Source organism: Marinilabilia sp. (assembly GCF_016278715.1).
Classification (GTDB): Bacteria; Bacteroidota; Bacteroidia; order Bacteroidales; family Marinilabiliaceae; genus Marinilabilia.
This window is the reverse complement of record NZ_JADQBH010000140.1, coordinates 25,912-43,993: the sequence shown is the minus strand read 5'-3', so window position 1 is coordinate 43,993 and position 18,082 is coordinate 25,912. Positions and strand designations below refer to the sequence as shown.

Annotated in this window: 16 protein-coding genes; all 16 read left to right on the top strand. The window is 44.2% G+C overall.

Features of this window, described 5'->3' with window-relative positions:
* Positions 1–188 precede the first annotated feature (188 nt).
* Complete coding sequence (locus tag QZZ43_RS09230) at positions 189–1,160, top strand: glycosyltransferase family 4 protein (protein ID WP_291858191.1); 972 nt, start codon at positions 189–191, stop codon at positions 1,158–1,160.
* An 18-nt stretch (positions 1,161–1,178) separates the two neighbouring features.
* A complete protein-coding gene (locus QZZ43_RS09225; protein ID WP_291858190.1) occupies positions 1,179–2,219 on the top strand; it encodes a hypothetical protein in 1,041 nt (346 codons plus the stop codon).
* On the top strand, positions 2,216–3,262 hold the full coding sequence (locus QZZ43_RS09220) for a DUF354 domain-containing protein (protein ID WP_291858188.1): 1,047 nt from the start codon (positions 2,216–2,218) through the stop codon (positions 3,260–3,262). Before QZZ43_RS09225 ends, QZZ43_RS09220 begins: the two co-directional genes overlap by 4 nt.
* 31 nt (positions 3,263–3,293) lie before the next feature.
* On the top strand, positions 3,294–4,400 hold the full coding sequence (locus tag QZZ43_RS09215) for a DegT/DnrJ/EryC1/StrS aminotransferase family protein (RefSeq protein WP_291858187.1): 1,107 nt from the start codon (positions 3,294–3,296) through the stop codon (positions 4,398–4,400).
* Positions 4,388–6,262, top strand: coding sequence for an asparagine synthase (glutamine-hydrolyzing) (asnB, locus tag QZZ43_RS09210; RefSeq protein WP_291858185.1), 1,875 nt, complete (start codon positions 4,388–4,390; stop codon positions 6,260–6,262). The genes QZZ43_RS09215 and asnB overlap by 13 nt, the downstream gene beginning before the upstream one ends.
* Before the next feature lie 112 nt (positions 6,263–6,374).
* Positions 6,375–7,076 carry a hypothetical protein gene (locus QZZ43_RS09205; protein WP_291858183.1) on the top strand — a complete coding sequence of 234 codons (702 nt, stop codon included), beginning with the start codon at positions 6,375–6,377 and terminating at the stop codon, positions 7,074–7,076.
* Complete coding sequence (locus QZZ43_RS09200; RefSeq protein ID WP_291858181.1) at positions 7,045–8,160, top strand: glycosyltransferase; 1,116 nt, start codon at positions 7,045–7,047, stop codon at positions 8,158–8,160. Before QZZ43_RS09205 ends, QZZ43_RS09200 begins: the two co-directional genes overlap by 32 nt.
* A 73-nt stretch (positions 8,161–8,233) precedes the next feature.
* Positions 8,234–9,892, top strand: a complete 1,659-nt coding sequence (locus QZZ43_RS09195; RefSeq protein WP_291858179.1) for a hypothetical protein — start codon at positions 8,234–8,236, stop codon at positions 9,890–9,892.
* A gap of 149 nt (positions 9,893–10,041) precedes the next feature.
* Positions 10,042–11,190, top strand: coding sequence for a DegT/DnrJ/EryC1/StrS aminotransferase family protein (locus QZZ43_RS09190; RefSeq protein WP_291858178.1), 1,149 nt, complete (start codon positions 10,042–10,044; stop codon positions 11,188–11,190).
* Positions 11,191–11,197: 7 nt separating this feature from the next.
* Positions 11,198–11,779, top strand: coding sequence for an acyltransferase (locus tag QZZ43_RS09185; protein WP_291858177.1), 582 nt, complete (start codon positions 11,198–11,200; stop codon positions 11,777–11,779).
* 4 nt (positions 11,780–11,783) lie between these two features.
* Positions 11,784–12,839 (top strand): Gfo/Idh/MocA family oxidoreductase, encoded by a 1,056-nt coding sequence (locus tag QZZ43_RS09180; RefSeq protein ID WP_291858175.1) that lies wholly within the window; start codon positions 11,784–11,786, stop codon positions 12,837–12,839.
* A complete protein-coding gene (locus QZZ43_RS09175; protein ID WP_291858171.1) occupies positions 12,820–14,109 on the top strand; it encodes a nucleotide sugar dehydrogenase in 1,290 nt (429 codons plus the stop codon). The genes QZZ43_RS09180 and QZZ43_RS09175 overlap by 20 nt, the downstream gene beginning before the upstream one ends.
* A gap of 8 nt (positions 14,110–14,117) precedes the next feature.
* Positions 14,118–14,999 (top strand): glycosyltransferase, encoded by an 882-nt coding sequence (locus QZZ43_RS09170; RefSeq protein WP_291858169.1) that lies wholly within the window; start codon positions 14,118–14,120, stop codon positions 14,997–14,999.
* 11 nt (positions 15,000–15,010) lie between these two features.
* Positions 15,011–15,337, top strand: coding sequence for a hypothetical protein (locus tag QZZ43_RS09165; protein ID WP_291858167.1), 327 nt, complete (start codon positions 15,011–15,013; stop codon positions 15,335–15,337).
* A 32-nt stretch (positions 15,338–15,369) separates the two neighbouring features.
* A complete protein-coding gene (locus QZZ43_RS09160) occupies positions 15,370–16,551 on the top strand; it encodes a glycosyltransferase family 4 protein (RefSeq protein WP_291858165.1) in 1,182 nt (393 codons plus the stop codon).
* Positions 16,552–16,631: 80 nt separating this feature from the next.
* A complete protein-coding gene (locus tag QZZ43_RS09155) occupies positions 16,632–17,993 on the top strand; it encodes an MATE family efflux transporter (RefSeq protein ID WP_291858162.1) in 1,362 nt (453 codons plus the stop codon).
* Positions 17,994–18,082: the final 89 nt, after the last annotated feature.

Here is an 18,082-nt window from a genome sequence, read left to right as displayed (position 1 = left end):
GTCAAATATGCAAAAAAAATTGAAATCATTTTTTTAACTCTGCTCTTATATACAAAATTCTTCAATTGGTCAAATACTGACTGTCACTGACCAGTCTTCTCAGCAGACGATTTGCGAATTCCTTAAATTTAATTGCCGTTAAAAAATGAATCCCGTTTTTTGGGAAGGGTGGCTTTACTTGAAATGTTATGGAAATCACAACAAATCTTTTTACCGGGAAGGTTCTTTTTATTTGTAGTGCAGTACGAAAGGGACGTTGCACTGAGGCGGTAGTCGAACAAGCCAGGGGTCTTCGGGAAAGAGGGATTGGAGTCACATTTTTTTATGTAAAAGAGCGGGGGCTTAAAGGTTATGCAAAAGGTGGATTCCGATTGCGAAGGTTTTTAAAGCAAAACCATTTTGAGGTGGTACATGCACATTACGGTCTGAGTGCTGTGATAGCCAGCCTTGCGGGAGCTCGTTCTCTTGTTGTATCTCTCATGGGAAGCGATGTTTTTGGCCCCCGATGGTTGTTATGGCTGGTGAAGTTTTTTTCTGTTTTTTTTTGGCCTTGTGTGATTGTGAAGAGTGAACAAATGCTGAACCGGCTGGGGGTGGACCATGCAAAGGTTATTCCCAATGGGGTCGACTTAAATTTGTTTCGGGAAATTTCCAGGGAAGAAGCACGTATAAAAATGGGCTGGTCACACAGGAAAATTGTTTTATGGCCGGCCAATCCGGAAAGAGAGGTGAAAAATGTGAAGCTTGCGATAGAGTCTGTTGAGTTATTGGCTGATCAACAGGTGGAGTTGAAAGTTATTTATGATACACCGACTTCTATGATGCCCTGGTTTTATAATGCCGCCGATGTGGTTTTGGTTACTTCCAAATGGGAGGGGTCACCAAATGTAGTAAAGGAGGCTCTGGCATGCAATGTTCCTGTTGTTTCAACCCCGGTGGGTGATGTTGCAGTTTGGTTAAACGAGACTGAAGGATGTGAAGTGGTTCCTGCCGATGCCAGACTAATTTCCGAAGCGGTGCGGAGAGTAATCCTTTCACCCCGGAGAATCAGCGGACGTAAAGTGATAGAGGAACTCGATATTGACAGGATTTCTTCCAGATTAATGAATGAATACCTTGCTGCTTCGTTGACTGGAGGCAGAGGCAGCTCAGGAAAATAATAGAGAAAGAATATACACATGGCACTGAGAGTAATTACAGATACGGAAAAGGTTGACCGAAAGGTTTGGGCTGATTTTGTGAGCAACCATCCTGACGGCAGTATTTTTCAAATGCCATGGATGTATGATTTGCATCAACTGATAAAATTTCAGCGACCTGTTGTTTTCTTTGCTTTTGATGACCAGCAGATGGTAGGAGTAATGGTTGCTGTGAATTTCAAAAATTCTGTATTTCCGCTTTCCTGGTTTACGCGGCGCCAAATTGTTTTTGGAGGACCTCTTGTGGCGGGTCATGACAAGGGTATTTTACTGGCTCTGCTGGAACATATGGTGAAAGATTTCGGACATAAAGCGGTCTTTTCCGAGATTAGAAATCTGCGATTGGGGCTTTCTTTAAAGCCTGCTTTCGAAGAGGCGGGGTTTTATTATGAGTCTTATCTCTCGGTGGTTGTTGATATGAACCGTAAATCAGGAGAAATGTGGGAGTCACTTTCTCCTGAACGTCGCAACAATATTGGACGATTGGATAATGTATTGTACAATATCCGAGATTTGCGTGGATTACAGGATATGGCAAATGTCTGGAGAATTATCCGATGCGCAGTTGGGAAAAAGGGACGCCCGGTTCCTCACCGCACATTGTTCCGTTTTATTGATGAACTGGAAATGTTGCAACCTTTTGTGAGAATAAAAGGTTTTGACGTGGGAGGGGAGTTAAAAGCCGTTGTTGTGGTTATGAAGTTCAGACAGGAGGCTTACTTCTGGATAGAAGGGCATTGTTTAAACACAACATCAGAATGGATGTATGACGGTTTTTTGTGGAATGTGATTCAGGAGCTGGAGCAAGAGGGGATTCGATTTCTTGACCTGGGAAATGGTGGACGGCCCGGCAAGGATTTTTTAACCCGTCAATATAAAAAGTCCTATGGAGGAACCATCAGGGAAACAGGGCGGTACATTTATGTTCACAATTGGGTGCTTTGGAACCTGGGACGAGTTTTTTACCGCTGGTATAAACATTTGAGAATCTTTTACTACAGAAATTATTGCAAAGTATGAAGATATTTCTTGATATAGGGCATCCGGCCCACGTGCATTATTTTCGGAATTTCATCCGGATTATGGAGGAGAAAGGTCATCGGTTTCTGATTACTGCCCGTAATCGCGAGCATGTGTCCGAATTGCTTCAACATTATCAGATTCCTTTTATTGACAGAGGTGCCGGAGCTAAATCAACCATGGGAAAAATTTGGTATTTGCTTATTACTTCGTGGAGACAATATCTACGAGCCCGAAAGTTTAAACCGGATCTTTTCCTGGATTTTAGTACCATTTATTCCGGACTTGCTTCCTGGTTGTTGAAGAAACCCTATATCACTTTTACAGATACAGAAACCACCGGAATTTATCGGTTTTTTATCCGTCCTTTTACCAGGACGGTTTATACGCCTGTTTGTTTCTCGCGCGAGTTGGGGCCGGGGCATGAACGTTTCCATGGGTTGATGGAGCTGTGTTACCTGCATCCCCGTTATTTTGAGCCCGACCGTTCGGTTTTGGATTGTTTGAATTTAAAAGAAAATGAACCATTTGCCATCGTTCGTTTTGTGGGCTGGTCGGCAGTTCACGATCACGGGAAGCAGGGTTTTTCCGGCAAGCGGAAGATTCAATTGGTAAAAAGTCTTGAGAAATATGGTCGTGTTTTTATCAGTTCGGAAGGCCCGTTGCCTCCAGAGCTTGAAAACTTGCGCCTTAAACTGGAATCTCATCGAATACACGATTTGTTGTTTTATGCAAACGTGCTTGTTGGGGAGGGGGCAACAATGGCAACTGAAGCCGCAATTCTGGGAACACCTGCCGTGTATCTGGCCGATTTTAATTTGGGGAATCTTATATATTTGGAAGAAAAATATGGTCTGGTCTTGAATTTTGGAACTTCGGAAAAAGAACAGGGAATGGCTCTGAAGAGTGCCTCTGTTTTGTTGAGCAGGGCGGGAACAAAAGCAAATGGGGGACGTCAGGCAGAGAAAATTCTCGAAGACCATGAGGATGTGACAGCTTTTATGGTTAATGAGATTTTAAAAGTTTCTGAGTATTCTCAATAATTGTGTGAGTCTAATAAAGGTTTAAAAAACTATGAGTTATCGGATACCACTTATACGTCCTTACATCAATGACCGTGTAAAGGAATTGGTTAATGAAGTGCTGGATAGCGGATTTCTTACAGAGGGACCCGTTACCAAAAGCTTTGAGCGCTCAGTGGCCTCTTATGTCGGGGTTTCGAATGCCATTGCTTTTACTTCATGCACCACCGGACTTGAAACAGCGTTGCGTGTGGCTGGTATTGGTCGTGGGGATGAGGTGATTGTTCCTGATTATACTTATCCAGCTACAGCCGGGGCAGTGCGGATTGTTGGAGCTACACCTGTTATTGTAGATGTAGATCCGGAAACGTTGCTGATAGATTATCATCAATTGGAAGAAGCCATGTCTTATAATACCAAAGCAGTGATGCCGGTTTCATTATTTGGAAACCCTCTGGACTTTGATCAGTTGATGACATTAAAAGAGCGTTATGGGATTTTGATTATTGAAGACGCGGCCTGTGCCCTGGGCAGTTCTTTTAAAGGGCAGAAAACAGGGGCCTGGAGCGATATGACCGTTTTTAGTTTTCATCCGCGAAAGTTTATTACCACCGGGGAAGGTGGAATGGTTACAACACCTAACGAGCAGTGGGCCCGGGCTTTGCATCAATATAAACATTTCGGAATGGGGTCTGATGACCAAAGGGAAGGGGTGGTTTTTCTAACGACCGGCACGAATTATAAAATGAGCAACATTCTGGCGGCATTGGGCCTGGCGCAGATGGAGATTGTTGATGATTTGCTCAACGAGCGCAGGGTGCTGGCCAGAAACTATCTTCAATTGTTAGATGATCAGGAAAAGATAAAAATACCCCTGACTACCGAAAACGGCATCCACTCCTATCAAAGTTTCGCAGTTTTTGTTCGGAACCGTGACCGGATAATGAAACAGTTAAGAGAACAGGGTATTGAAGCTCAGATAGGAACCTATTCCCTGCACCAGCAACCTGCTTTTCAGGGAGAGGGTGTCCGGTTGAGTAGGCAATATCCCGGAAGTATCAGAGCATGGGAAGAAACGCTTGTTCTGCCCATGTATCATTCAATGACGGAAGCAGAACAGTCGGAAGTAGTGGAAAAATTGAAAGCATGTGTGGAATAACAGGTATATTCAATCTTAATAATGAACCGGTACCGGGAGAGCTTTGTCAGAAAATGACACGTGTACTTGCTCACAGAGGACCAGATGGTGAAGGCGTATGGACATCCGGGCCGGTCGGGCTGGGACACCGGCGACTGGCGATTCTTGATTTGTCGGAGACCGGGCATCAGCCCATGGTTAGTTTCGACGGGCAGGTGGTGTTATCGTACAACGGGGAGGTTTACAATTACCGGGAACTAAGAACTGAGCTGGAATCAGCAGGGTATAGGTTCAGAGGCAGTTCGGATACAGAAGTGGTTTTGAATGCGCTCCATTGCTGGGGATGCCAGGCTGTTCAACGGTTCAACGGAATGTTTGCTTTTGCCGCATGGTTTGTCAGTGAACAAAGATTGCTTCTGGCACGCGATCGTTATGGCATAAAACCTCTTTATTATCGCGATAATCCGGAGATATTCCTGTTTGGGTCTGAGATTAAATCTATTCAGCAACATCCTTCTTTTAAATTTAAGGTTTCCAATGATGCCCTGACAGAATACTTTTCGTTTCAGAATATTTTCAGCGACCTTACTCTTTTTGACAGTGTGAAGCTACTGCCTGCCGGTCATTTTATGGAGGTGCGACAGGGGAAAGGATGCGGGTCACCTCAGAAATACTGGGATTTTGATTTCAATCCAACGCCCATGTCACAGCAAGAGGCTGAAGCGGAGCTTCATCGGTTGTTCGAAAAGGCAGTTGACCGGCAGTTGGTGTCGGATGTGGAAGTAGGGGCCTATCTCAGTGGAGGCATGGACAGTGGCGGTATTACCTGTGTGGCATCCAGAAAGTTCAAAAATCTGAAATCGTTTACTGCCGGGTTCGATTTGTCCTCGGCATCCGGACTGGAGCTCAATTTTGATGAGCGGGAGCGTTCAGAGTACCTTTCTAATCTATACAAAACTGAACATTACGAGGTGGTCCTTAAAGCCGGGGATATGGAACGGGTAATGCCCGAGCTGATTAGTCATTTGGAGGATTTACGGGTGGGACAGTCCTATCCCAATTATTACATCTCCCGACTGGCAGGCCGTTTTGTAAAAGTTTGTCTTTCGGGCGCCGGAGGCGATGAGTTGTTCGCGGGGTATCCATGGCGCTATTATCACAATACCGTCAATGGTTACCAAAACGGGTTTGCCGATCGCTATTTTAAATATTGGCAAAGGCTGGTGCCTGATGATTTTCGTGAAACGTTTTTTAATAGCGGTCTTCGGTCTCAACTTGACTTTGGGCGTCCGGCACGGGTGTTTAAGGACTTGCTGAATGGCGGTCCTTCGAATGGCCATGATGCCCAGTCATACATCAATAATTCGCTCTATTTTGAGAGTAAAACTTTTCTTCATGGACTCTTGCTGGTTGAAGACAAACTGAGTATGGCGCACGGACTTGAAACCCGTCTGCCTTTTCTTGATAATGACCTGGTGGATTTTGCCATGAAAGTTCCTGTGGAATTGAAGCTTAGAGATTGGAAAAAGATATCCCGAATTAATGAAAACGACCTGACCAGTAAGGCTTTTCAGTTTAAATCGGCTTCTACCGACGGTAAAATATTGTTGCGCAATATGTTGCAACGATATGTGCCCGAGGAGTATTGCAACGGCCACAAGCAAGGGTTTTCGGCACCCGATGCCAGTTGGTTTAAAGGAGAGAGTGTAGAGTATATCCGACGGTTGCTTTTTAGTGATGATGCACGGATTTTTGAGTATATTGATGCAGATGTTGCACAACGGCTGATGAACGACCATATTGACGGGAAAGAAAACCGGCGTTTGCTGATTTGGTCGCTGCTTAGTTTTGAGTGGTGGCTGAGAAACTTTGGGGAAAACTAAATAGAGAAATTGTTATAGACCTGATAGTGCAAAGATCCGGCAGATTAAAAATTCTGCCTAAGCAAGAATCGTTTTAGGGGAAAAAAGAAACATGGGTGAAAGGGGGCTTAAAATGAAAACAGTAATAACCATTGACATTGACTGGGTACCGGACAGGATTCTGGGACATACGCTGGAACTGTTGTCAAAAACGGGAGTGCCTTGTACGCTTTTTGCCACGCACGCCACCGGCTTGCTGAATGGGCTTGATAAGAAGCAGTTTGAGATTGGGGTACATCCTAATTTCAATCCCTTGCTGAACGGAAGAAAAGAAAAGGCGAAGGAGGTTGTGGAGCGGTTGCGAGAGCTTTTTCCGCAAGCCAGGGGAATACGTTCACACTCATCGTTGGTGAGCAATGTACTGATTGATATGTTTTGTGAGATGGGTTATGAGTATGAGAGCAATGTGTGTTTGCCATACAGCCGAAATCTGGAGCTGTTGCCCTTGTGGAATGATGTGTTGCGTATTCCCTTTAACTGGGAAGACTATCTGCATTTTTCCTATGGGAAAGATTTTTTAGATATGGAGCTGGATTTCAATGCCGGGTTGAACATCGTAAATTTTCATCCGGTGCATATATTTTTGAACACCGAAAGTCGTGAAAGATATGAAGGGGCCAAACCTTTTTATCAGGATCCGGATCATCTCTCCGGTTATAAAAACCTGGGCAAAGGAGCTGAAACCTTGTTCAACAAGCTTTTGGAGATGAATTTGGAATTTGTAAAACTGGAAGATCTGGTGGATGAACACAGAAGAGAAAGCAAAAAATATTAAGAAACTCAGGGTTTTTGTGGGGCCGGGAAACACAGCTGGAAATGCACATTACATTGCCCGTTCGCTAAGGAGTGTGGGGGTAAAAGCAGAAAGTTACGTTTACCATGCTCATGAATTCGGATATCCGGTGGATAAAGAAGTGGTGCAATTCAGGTCTGTGAGCCGGAAGGGACTTATTAAGCTGGTCAATAACCGTTTTGTTTTAAGACCGGTGAATGCGGGCATTCGATTTTTGTTTTTTATCTCGGTTCTCTTTCGTTACGACCTGTTTTACTTTATCTCGCCCATCACCTTTTTTGATAATCATCGGGATTTGGGGGTATTGAAGTTTTTTGGGAAAAAAGTGGCATTTTTTTTCCCCGGTTGCGCTGAGCGAAATCCGCATGATGAGTTGAATGCCATGAAATACAGCGATTGCTGGTTTTGCAGTGATGTGGGTAAGCAACGGTATTGCTTGTGTCACAAGCCAGACGAGAAAAGACGCAGGATTGAGTATTTTGAGAAGATGGCCGATTTTATTTTTTCACGTCCTAACACATCGGGCTACCTGAAAAAACCTGAAAAAGCATTACCTATGTGGTTGATGACTGATTTACCCGGGCAACAAGTTGATTTGGAGCGTTATTCGGGTGCCGGAAGCTGGAAAATTATGCATTTCCCTTCACATCAGGAACTGAAGGGAACTCGATATGTTGAAGCGGCTATTGCCAAATTGAATGGAAAGTATAAGATTGAGTATCTTTCACGTCGAATGACCAACCGGGAGGTGCTTGAGAATCTGGGGAAAGCGCACATCCTGGTGGATCAGTTTACGCATACGTTCGGCCTCCTGGCTATCGAAGGGTTGTCGCGCGGGTGTGTGGTAATTTGCCGCATGGAGCAGTGGGCGCGTAGTTGTTATCCTGACATCCCGGTTGTTAGTTGTAATCCGGAAGATTTGGAAGAAACTATTGAAGGTTTGCTGGCAGATCCCGAGCGAATGCAGCAGATAGCTGAAAGATCTGTTCGGTGGTTCCGGGAGAACGCCACTTTAGAGGTGGTAGGAAAAAGAATGTTGAATGTTTTTCAAACAATAGTTCGTTAAGAATTAACCAAACACAGGGACGGAGTTCCGCAAGATTTTTGTTATCAGAGATTTGTTTTCAATGCTTATGAGAATGTTTTTTAAGAATTATTTATCCTGGACTCATATTTTGTTCTTCTTCTTGGCAATGGGGTTCTCTTGTAATGAGACGAGGGGGCAGTATGTGCCTGTGCATATTGATAATACAGGTGTTTATGAGCTATTGGATGAACTTGCCAATCTGGGAATTATTGATATAAATACCATTACGAAGCCTTACGGACGAAAGTTTATATCTGACAGACTAGTGGAAGCTTCTGCCCATGATGAATTGGCTGAGAGGATAAAGAATGAAATAGCCTTTTATTTACGTGATTTTGGGAAAGAACAAACAGTAAAGACACCGATCAATAAGCGTTTTGATCTTTTTTATTATTCCGATTCCTTGTTTCAGCTGACGGTTAACCCGGTTTTGGGACTGGAGGTACTTTCCTCGGGTGGAGAAATGGCTTACTATCGTTTTAATGGGGGAGAGCTTCATGGAACCATTGGTAAGCACTTTGGCTTTTATGCCGGCTTACGCGACAATCATGAGTCAAAGGTACTGGGTGGGCCTGAATACCTGGTTTCCCGCAGAGGTGCGGTTTACAAGAGTGATGACGATAGCGGCGATTACAGTGAGGCACGGGGCGGTGTTACCTGGTCATGGGACTGGGGACGCATTGGGCTCCACAAAGACGCTTACCAATGGGGATATGGGTACAACGGGGCGAATATTTTCTCCGGAATTGCCCCTTCGCACGCGTATTTGTCGTTTTCAATCAGTCCGTTACCATGGTTTCAGCTTGATTTTATGCATGGCTGGTTGGTTTCGGAGGTGGTGGACAGTGCGGAATCATTCAACTATTACGATGGAACACGAGAAGTATTTGCCAATAAATATGTGGCGGCCAACCTGATAACGGTTCGCCCCTTGCCCCGTTTGTATTTTTCAGCGGGCAACAGCATCGTTTATGCCGATACGGATGTCAATCCGGCATTTTTAATTCCGGTGATGTTCTATAAATCTGTGGACCACACATACAATGGAGCATCTAATGAAGTGGGGCAGAATGCCCAGATGTTTTTTGGAGTCAGCAGCCGTCAGATTCAGCATCTTCATCTTTATTCTACGCTTTTTGTAGATGAGATTTCAATCAACCGGATGTTCGATAAACATCAGCAATCCAATTATATAAGTTTAAAAGCCGGGGCCAGAGTTTCCAATCTTATTGAAGGAACTGCTTTTACTCTTGAATATACCCGAAATCATCCGATGGTTTTTCAGCATAAAATCCCTACAACTACCTGGAAGAGCAATAATTATACTATGGGCCACTACCTTCAGGATAATAGCGACGAGGTATTTCTGAGTTTTCAGTATCGACCCCTTCGCGGGTTAAAACTGGAGTTGTCTCACTTAATAGCCAGGAAAGGGAAGAGCTACCAGGAGATCCTGGTTGAAGGCAGAGAAACCGAATATCCTGAAATCAACCAGGAAGAACCCCGCTGGGGATTGCCGTTTATGGATGAGGTGAGGTGGAAATTGCAGCAAACGGCATTGAAAGGTTCCTGGCAGGTGATAAATGACGGTTATCTCTTTTTCTCTTTGTGTCACCAGGATGTTAGTGGTCCCGAAAAAGATAAATACCTTCCTCCTTTTTTGATGGAGGGAACGGTAACCGGTAAATTTGGAATAAATTATGGGTTTTGAAGGTAATTGCCCGTTAAAAAAAAGCTTAAACGCAGAGACGCAATGACGCAAAGTTTTTATTATGAGGGAGTTGTGGTTTTCTTGTCCGATTTTGTAATGGGTTAATTATCAATTGCATGTAAAAATCAAGCAGAGTATTGTGAATGAAAATGGCAGATATACATAATAAGAATATTCAAATTCCGATGGTAGATCTCACCGGACAATATCATCGTTTGCAACCGGAAATCGATGGGGCAATGCAACGGGTACTGGATCTGGGAAACTATATCAACGGAGCTGAAGTGAAAGTCTTTAGTGATGCCCTGGCAGGTTATCTTTCTACGGGCCATGTTATTCCCTGTGGTAATGGAACAGATGCTCTGCAGGCTGCCCTGATGGCCCTGGATCTTGAGCCCGGTGATGAAGTGATAACGACGACCTTTTCTTTCGTCTCCACGGTTGAGGTGATTGTTTTATTGGGGCTTCAACCGGTTTTGGTGGATGTGGATCCGCATACCTATAATATCGACCCTGCAAAAGTCAGAAATGCCTTGACTGAGCGGACCCGTGTTATTATTCCGGTGCATTTATTTGGTCAGGGAGCGGCGATGGATGAGATCATGGAAATTGCCCGGGAACTTGAGCTTTTTGTGATCGAAGACGGCGCGCAGAGCCTGGGAGCCTCTTACCAAATGAATGGGACATTTCAAAAGTTGGGAACCATAGGCCATATTGGTTGTACCTCTTTTTTTCCTTCCAAAAATCTGGGATGTTTTGGAGATGGAGGGGCTTGCTTTACCCATGATGAGTATTTGGCTGAGCGACTTAGGATGATTGTAAATCATGGGTCAAAAAAGAAATATTTCAACGAACGTGTGGGAATAAACTCACGCCTGGATACACTACAGGCTGCGGTTTTAATCGAGAAGTTAAAACATCTGGATGATTTTATCCTCAGGCGACAAAAGGTTGCAGAACTTTATTTCGATGAACTGACAAACGTTTCAGAATTGAAACTACCCCAACAAAGTGAAAAGGCCCAACATACATTTAATCAGTTTACCGTCAGGGTGAGAGGTGATTTGCGTGACGGGTTAAAAGATTTTCTTGCTCAGGCAGGCGTTTCCTCTATGGTATATTATCCTGTGCCATTGCATCGGCAACCTGTTTTTGCACCTTGTTGTGGCAACAATTTTCGGCTCCCCGTGAGCGAAATGTTAAGTGAGGAGGTTTTGTCGTTGCCTATGCACACTGAAATGACGGAAGAGCAACAGGTATATATCATTAAAAACATAAAGAAGTTCTTTAAAAAATAAGCTACTTATGCAGGGATTAACTTTACCTAAAATTCATCCTTCAGCAGTTGTTGACGACCAGACAGAAATTGGAATTGGAACAACCATCTGGCATTTCTGCCACATTATGAGCGGTTGCCGTATTGGTGAAAACTGTAACCTTGGACAAAATGTGGTTGTTTCGCCGGGGGTTATTCTGGGCAATAATGTGAAAGTGCAGAATAATGTTTCCATCTACACCGGAGTGGTTTGTGAGGACGACGTTTTTCTTGGCCCTTCATGTGTTTTTACGAATGTCTCCAACCCGCGCAGCGCTGTTCCAAGGCGTAATCAGTATGAGGAAACGGTGGTAAAAACCGGCGCAACCATCGGCGCCAATGCCACCATTGTTTGTGGACACACCATCGGACGCTATGCTTTTATTGGGGCCGGAGCAGTGGTTACCCATGATGTGGCCGATTATGCGCTTATGGTGGGCAACCCGGCCCGACAAGCCGGATGGATGAGCGAATTTGGACATCCGTTGGAGTTCGATGAGGACCGAATGGCTGTTTGTCCCGAGAGCGCGGAAATTTATTTATTGGAAAATGGAAGGGTCGTTAAAAGATAGAACTATGGTAACATCAACTAAAATCAGGTTCGCAATTGTGGGTCTGGGGCGCATCGGAAAAAGACACGCTGCCATGATAAGGGATAACCCGGAAGCAGAGCTTTGCGCCGTTTGCGATATTCGGTCTCCGGAAGAAACAGGCTGGGACCAGGATCATGTTCCCTATTTTACCAGTTTCAGTAAGATGCTGGAAACACTGGACGATTGCCATGTGGTGAATATTTGCACGCCCAACGGTTTACACGCAAGTCAGGCTGTAGCAGCTTTAGAGAAACGGAAGCATGTTGTTGTGGAGAAACCGATGGCTTTGACCAGAATGGAGGGTGAAGAAATTATCCATAAAGCCCTTCAGGTCTCCAGACATGTCTTCACGGTAATGCAAAATCGTTATTCGCCTCCTTCGGTATGGCTTAAAGAGGTGATGGAACAAAAACGTCTCGGGCAAATCTATTTTGTCCAGCTCAACTGCTTCTGGAACCGTGATGACCATTATTACCGGAAGAATGATTGGCACGGGACTGCCGGGTTGGATGGCGGAACATTATTTACGCAGTTTTCCCATTTTATCGATATTTTGTACTGGTTATTTGGCGATATCACTCAAATTAAGGCCAGTTTTAATGATTTTGCGCATCAGCAATCCACTGATTTTGAAGACAGCGGTTCGGTGATGTTTAACTTTGTGAAAGGAGGAATGGGAAATATTAATTTCTCAACGGCTGTGTGGGATCGTAACCTGGAGAGCACCATTACCATTATCGGAGAAAAAGGAACCATCAAAGTAGCTGGTCAGTACATGAACGAAGTGGTGGAATGTAATATTAAGGATTATGAAATGCCTGATTTACTGCCCGTGAACCCGCCGAACGATTACGGCAGCTACAAAGGTTCAGCCGCTAATCACCAATATGTGATTGATAATGTAATTCAGACCCTCAGGGAGCGAACTTATGTTACCACCAATGCGTTAGAGGGGCTGAAAGTTGTAGATATCATTGAGAGAATTTATCAACATAGAGAAAACAAAATTTTAAGAAGTTATGTTTCAGCAACTTATTAACAAAGAAACGAAGCTGTCAGTTGTAGGGCTGGGCTATGTGGGACTTCCTATTGCTTTGGAATTTTCCCGTAAAATGAAGGTTATTGGGTTTGATATCAAGCCTGCGCGGGTGGAACTGATGAAAAAGGGAATTGACCCGAGCAATGAATTAGAGGCTTCAGATTTTGAAGGTTGTGATATACAATTTTCAAGTGATCCGGCCGATTTGCGTGAAGCTACTTTTCATGTGGTAGCAGTGCCCACACCTATTAATAAGCACAATCTACCTGATCTTAATCCCTTACTTAGTGCATCCCGTACGGTGGGTAAAGCCTTGAAAAAAGGAGATTATGTAGTTTTTGAATCCACTGTTTATCCCGGATGTACCGAAGAAGATTGTGTTCCAATACTGGAAGAGGAGTCAGGGCTTAAGTTCAATGAAGATTTTAAGGTCGGTTATTCGCCCGAACGCATCAACCCAGGCGACAAGGAACATACGCTGACTAAAATTCTGAAAATTGTTTCCGGAAGCGATCCGGAAGCGCTTGAGGTTATTTCTGATGTTTACAGCTCCATAATTAAGGCCGGTATCCATAGGGCCAGTTCAATTAAAGTGGCGGAGGCTGCCAAAATTATCGAAAATACCCAGCGTGATGTGAATATCGCTTTAATGAATGAATTGTCGCTGATATTTAATCGGCTGAATATAAACACTTACGAGGTGCTTGAGGCAGCAGGAACCAAATGGAATTTCCTGAGGTTTTTCCCCGGATTGGTGGGTGGACATTGTATTGGTGTGGATCCCTATTATCTTACTTACAAGGCCAACGAACTGGGGTATCACTCCAAAATTATTACCGGAGGCCGGGTTATTAATGATGCAATGGGTCCTTATGTGGCCAAACAGGTGGTGAAGAAACTCATCTCTACTGGACATAAAATAAATGGTGCCCGGGTGCTTATCATGGGGGCTACTTTTAAGGAAAATGTGAGCGATATTCGTAATTCCAAAGTTGCCGATGTTTACAACGAACTTCGATCTTTCAGTGTGGAGGTGGATGTTGCAGATCCTTATGCTTCTTCTGAGGAGTTGATGGAAGAGTATGGTTATGGGCTGGTGAATGAGATTAAGAAAGAGTATCATGCCATTATTCTTGCCGTTAATCACGACAAATATATGAAACTGGACGAGGCCTATTTTAAGTCGATTACCTGTGACGATGCCCTTTTTGTGGATGTGAAAGGTGTTTTTAAAGATAAAATTAAAGAGCTGGAATACTGGAGTTTGTAAGTTTTGATATGGCCAAGCCCAAGTCCATTCTGTATTTGTTGCCGGTGGCGTTTTTTCAACGACCCGATGAGCCTGGATTTCAGGTGCAAACATTGAATTTCCGTACTGCATTTGGCTTTGTGCTGCCCGAATTGCGAAAGAGAGAGATGGATGTGACCCTGGTTTCTCTAAATAATAATTCAAAGCAGGTCGGCTACGGCAAAGAACATTTAAAACAAACGCGGCAGGAGGAGTCCTGTCGTGCTTTTTTCTTTGAGCGAAAGACCAGGCGGGGACGACTTTTTCCACAGTTGATGCAGTTGCTGCTTAATCTGAAATGGTTGTATCGGGTGATGAAAACAACGAATCCTGATATAGTCTATGGTTACAATGATTTGGGAGCTCTGTATGGGATAATTCTCGGGTTGTTTTTCCGCTTCCGTCTTGTTTACGATATGAGGGGCGACCGGGTCAATGAGATGGCTGTTCAGGGAGCTCCCTGGTGGCGTGTCCGGCTCTATCGTTTTATCCGAAATCTCTGCCTCAAAAAGAGTGATCTTGTGTTTACCGTTTCCGACGAGTGCAAAGACCTTCCCCCGGGTAAAAGGCATGTAGCCAAGTACAATTTTTATGATGCCGGTCGTTTCTGTTATGATGCCCAGAAAGCCCGGGAAATGAAAACCGGGTTTGGTCTGGAGAATCGGTTCGTATTGGTTTACAGTGGCACCGACAAGTATTACCAGATGGTGCCGCAAATGGTGGAGTTCTTTGCCCGTTTCAGGGAGGTTTGTCCCGATGCTTTTTTTATGATTAATCTTCCCAATGAGTCGGAGAAGTTTTTAACTGAACTGCGAAGTCGAAATTTACCCGACATTCGTATGGCATTTTTCATCTCGACCAGTCTGAGCTGAATCGCTATCAGATGGTTGCCGATTTGGCGATGCTGATACGTGAGGATTTACCATTGAACCACGAGGCTTTTCCAACTAAGTTTCCTGAATATCTGGCTGGAGGGACCTCTGTACTTATTACTCCTCATGTACACACCCTGGAAAGGATGGTTCGGGAGAACGATTTGGGAGAAATCTGGCAGGATGATGAGGCGGCGGAGACTATTTTTAATCGCATCCTGCTTTATCGCAACAATAAGGAACAAAAGAAGCACTGTGCCGAATTTGCACTGGAAAATTTATCCTGGCAAAACCGGGCTTCCTGGCTGGCGGAGCTTCTTTATTCGATGTGGCAATGAAGGAAGTTTCCAAAAACAGAGTTTTGTGTGTCTTGAATTTCTCAGGAAGATACGGTGGGGCAGAGAAGCGATATGCTACTCTTTTTAATCGTCTGATGGCGGATGGATTGGATTTCTACCTGATTATGAACACCCGCCTGTATCGTCTTTTGGTCAACAGCTCCATCCTTTTGCCTCACGAGCGTATTGTTCTTTTTCATGATGGCGGCAGCGGAGTTCCACGAAAAGTGAAAAGTCAGGGAGTCTCTCCTACATCAAATTCACCTTCGGTACAACTTAAAGTCATACAATTCCTGGGGGGCTTGAAATATTTCCTGAGGACTTTCTTTCTCTGGCTGCGTTTCTCCTTTTTCTTTGTCCGAAAGGCAAAGTATCTTAGAGTAAAGAAAGTTTATGCGGTATGGCAAGGGGGAATATGGATTTGGATGTGGTGCAAATGGATGGGGATTCGGATGGTGTACAGTGTTAATGCTTCCGAGAAGCTGATGCTTTACCGCGATGTTGTGAAATTCTTCGACAGTCAGTATTGGGTTTTGCAATATGCTCAGCAACTGGATTTTTTGTCTCCGTCTTTGGTCTGTGCATATCAGGAAGCAATGGGAACAAAGCTTAAAGGCGATAAATTAGTGACGCCTTGCAGTTTTATAGATTACACTAATTATTTCGCCGTTGAACCCAAAAAACCCTGGGTGGTATTTCTGGCAAGGCTGGAGCCCATCAAAAACCCAATGCTTTTTCTGGAAGTTGTTAATGTTCTGATAAAAGAAGAACAATTCGGGGAGGTCACTTTTTTTGTAATGGGAACCGGAAGTAAGCTTTCCAGGATGCAACAATATTCGACCGATCAGGGTTTTGAAAATGTTGTGTTTACAGGGCTACACCCACGCCCCTGGCAAATTCTTCAGCAATCTATGGTTTTTGTTTCTCTTCAAAGTAATGAAAACTATCCCAGCCAGTCGTTAATTGAAGCTATGGCTTGTGAAAACGGTGTTGTGGTCACCGATGTGGGGGACACCCGTATGCTGGTGACCGATCGGGAAGGGTTATTGGTTAGTGCTGATTATCTGAAAGTGGCTGACGCCATCCGCTCTTTATTTGAGGTTGAGGGATTGCGTCAACGGCTCGGAAAAGCTGCCAGGGAAAAAGTCACAACAAATTATACTTTGGAACGGTTTGTTAAGTGGTTTGAGAAGATAATGGCCTTTCCGGATTAAATCTTCCTTTTCTTTTTGAGCCTGAAGATGAATATTTGTCCCATCTTTGAAGATTATTTTTTAGCGGATAAGAGTTGAGGATGAACGATAAGAATCTTTTTGATCTGGAGAATCACCCTGTTGGTTCATTGATGTGGCGCTATTTCTGGCCTGCATTTGTTGGTGTTATGGCCAATTCGTTGTACAATATCATAGACCGTATTTTTATCGGGCAGTTTGTTGGTCCCGAGGCGTTGAGTGGTGTTACGGCTGTTTTTCCGGTAATGGTTATTATGATGGCTTTTGGGATGCTCATCGGAGTGGGTGCAAGTGTGCGGTTATCGTTGAGTTTGGGTAGGAAAAACTATGAACGTGCCCGCAAAGTAGTGGGAAATACTGTGCTGTTGGTGATTTTAGTTTCTCTTATCGTCACTGTGCTGGGATTTGCCATTAAGGATCCTATGTTGCGGTTGTTTGGCGCCACTGACACCACTGTTCAATACGCCAACGATTATCTCAACTATATTCTTTGGGGGGTGGTGCTTCATCAATTTGGATTTTCCATGAATTCCCTTATTCGGGCCGAAGGAAATGCCCGGATAGCAATGGTAAGTATGCTTATTAGTGCCGGGATTAATATCCCCCTGGATGCTTTTTTTATCATTTATCTTGATATGGGGGTGTCGGGAGCAGCCATTGCAACCATTATTTCTATGGCATGTTTGTCAATCTGGGTATTGGTCCATTTCAAGAGCAATCGGTGTGTGGTGAATCTGAAGAAAAAGTATATCGGCATCGATATCAACATATTGGGCTCCATTATTACTATTGGACTTGCACCATTTGCCATGCAGATAGCCAATAGTGTGGTTCAAGCGCTTTTGAATCTGAGCCTTATAAAATATGGAAGTGATTTGGCGGTGGGAGCTATGGGGATTATCATGAGTGTGGCGGTACTAGTGACCATGAGCATTGTGGCGTTAAATATGGCAGGACAACCCATTATTGGTTACAATTATGGTGCTCGCAATTTCAGGAGGGTTCGCGAGACGTTGAAAATCAGCATTATTTTTGCAACTGCCATATCCGTAGTTGCCTGGATACTGATTCAGTCATTCCCAGGGGCTATTATTTCTCTTTTTGTTGCAGACAGCCCCGAGGTGATGCGTTATGGAGTGGAGGGGCTTCGGTATTTTCTGATAGCTCTTCCCATCATCGGATATCAGATTGTGGTGGGAAGCTATTTTCAATCAATAGGGATGGCTGGCAGAGCAATTTTTGTGACTTTGTTGCGTCAGGTTCTTGTTCTAATTCCGCTGCTGATAATACTGCCCCCGACTATTGGGCTTCTGGGTGTCTGGATTTCTGCACCCATTGCCGACACTGTTTCCGGTGCTCTCAGCGCAATTTTCCTGCTGTTGGAATGGAAAAGGTTAAAACTTCAGAATAAGTTTATCAAGTGATTCCAGGACTTTTTGATCGTGCTGTCAGGCATAATACCACAGAGTGACAACTTGTTGTGAGTTAAGTTGTTGTCGCACTCGCGTTTGTG

What these genes read in the sequence shown, in the direction of transcription:
- QZZ43_RS09230 (WP_291858191.1), top strand. Translation starts at nt 189, where the DNA reads ATGGAAATCACAACAAATCTTTTTACCGGGAAGGTTCTTTTTATTTGT.
- QZZ43_RS09225 (WP_291858190.1), top strand. Translation starts at nt 1,179, where the DNA reads ATGGCACTGAGAGTAATTACAGATACGGAAAAGGTTGACCGAAAGGTT.
- QZZ43_RS09220 (WP_291858188.1), top strand. Translation starts at nt 2,216, where the DNA reads ATGAAGATATTTCTTGATATAGGGCATCCGGCCCACGTGCATTATTTT.
- QZZ43_RS09215 (WP_291858187.1), top strand. Translation starts at nt 3,294, where the DNA reads ATGAGTTATCGGATACCACTTATACGTCCTTACATCAATGACCGTGTA.
- asnB (WP_291858185.1), top strand. Translation starts at nt 4,388, where the DNA reads ATGTGTGGAATAACAGGTATATTCAATCTTAATAATGAACCGGTACCG.
- QZZ43_RS09205 (WP_291858183.1), top strand. Translation starts at nt 6,375, where the DNA reads ATGAAAACAGTAATAACCATTGACATTGACTGGGTACCGGACAGGATT.
- QZZ43_RS09200 (WP_291858181.1), top strand. Translation starts at nt 7,045, where the DNA reads ATGAACACAGAAGAGAAAGCAAAAAATATTAAGAAACTCAGGGTTTTT.
- QZZ43_RS09195 (WP_291858179.1), top strand. Translation starts at nt 8,234, where the DNA reads ATGTTTTTTAAGAATTATTTATCCTGGACTCATATTTTGTTCTTCTTC.
- QZZ43_RS09190 (WP_291858178.1), top strand. Translation starts at nt 10,042, where the DNA reads ATGGCAGATATACATAATAAGAATATTCAAATTCCGATGGTAGATCTC.
- QZZ43_RS09185 (WP_291858177.1), top strand. Translation starts at nt 11,198, where the DNA reads ATGCAGGGATTAACTTTACCTAAAATTCATCCTTCAGCAGTTGTTGAC.
- QZZ43_RS09180 (WP_291858175.1), top strand. Translation starts at nt 11,784, where the DNA reads ATGGTAACATCAACTAAAATCAGGTTCGCAATTGTGGGTCTGGGGCGC.
- QZZ43_RS09175 (WP_291858171.1), top strand. Translation starts at nt 12,820, where the DNA reads ATGTTTCAGCAACTTATTAACAAAGAAACGAAGCTGTCAGTTGTAGGG.
- QZZ43_RS09170 (WP_291858169.1), top strand. Translation starts at nt 14,118, where the DNA reads ATGGCCAAGCCCAAGTCCATTCTGTATTTGTTGCCGGTGGCGTTTTTT.
- QZZ43_RS09165 (WP_291858167.1), top strand. Translation starts at nt 15,011, where the DNA reads ATGGTTGCCGATTTGGCGATGCTGATACGTGAGGATTTACCATTGAAC.
- QZZ43_RS09155 (WP_291858162.1), top strand. Translation starts at nt 16,632, where the DNA reads ATGAACGATAAGAATCTTTTTGATCTGGAGAATCACCCTGTTGGTTCA.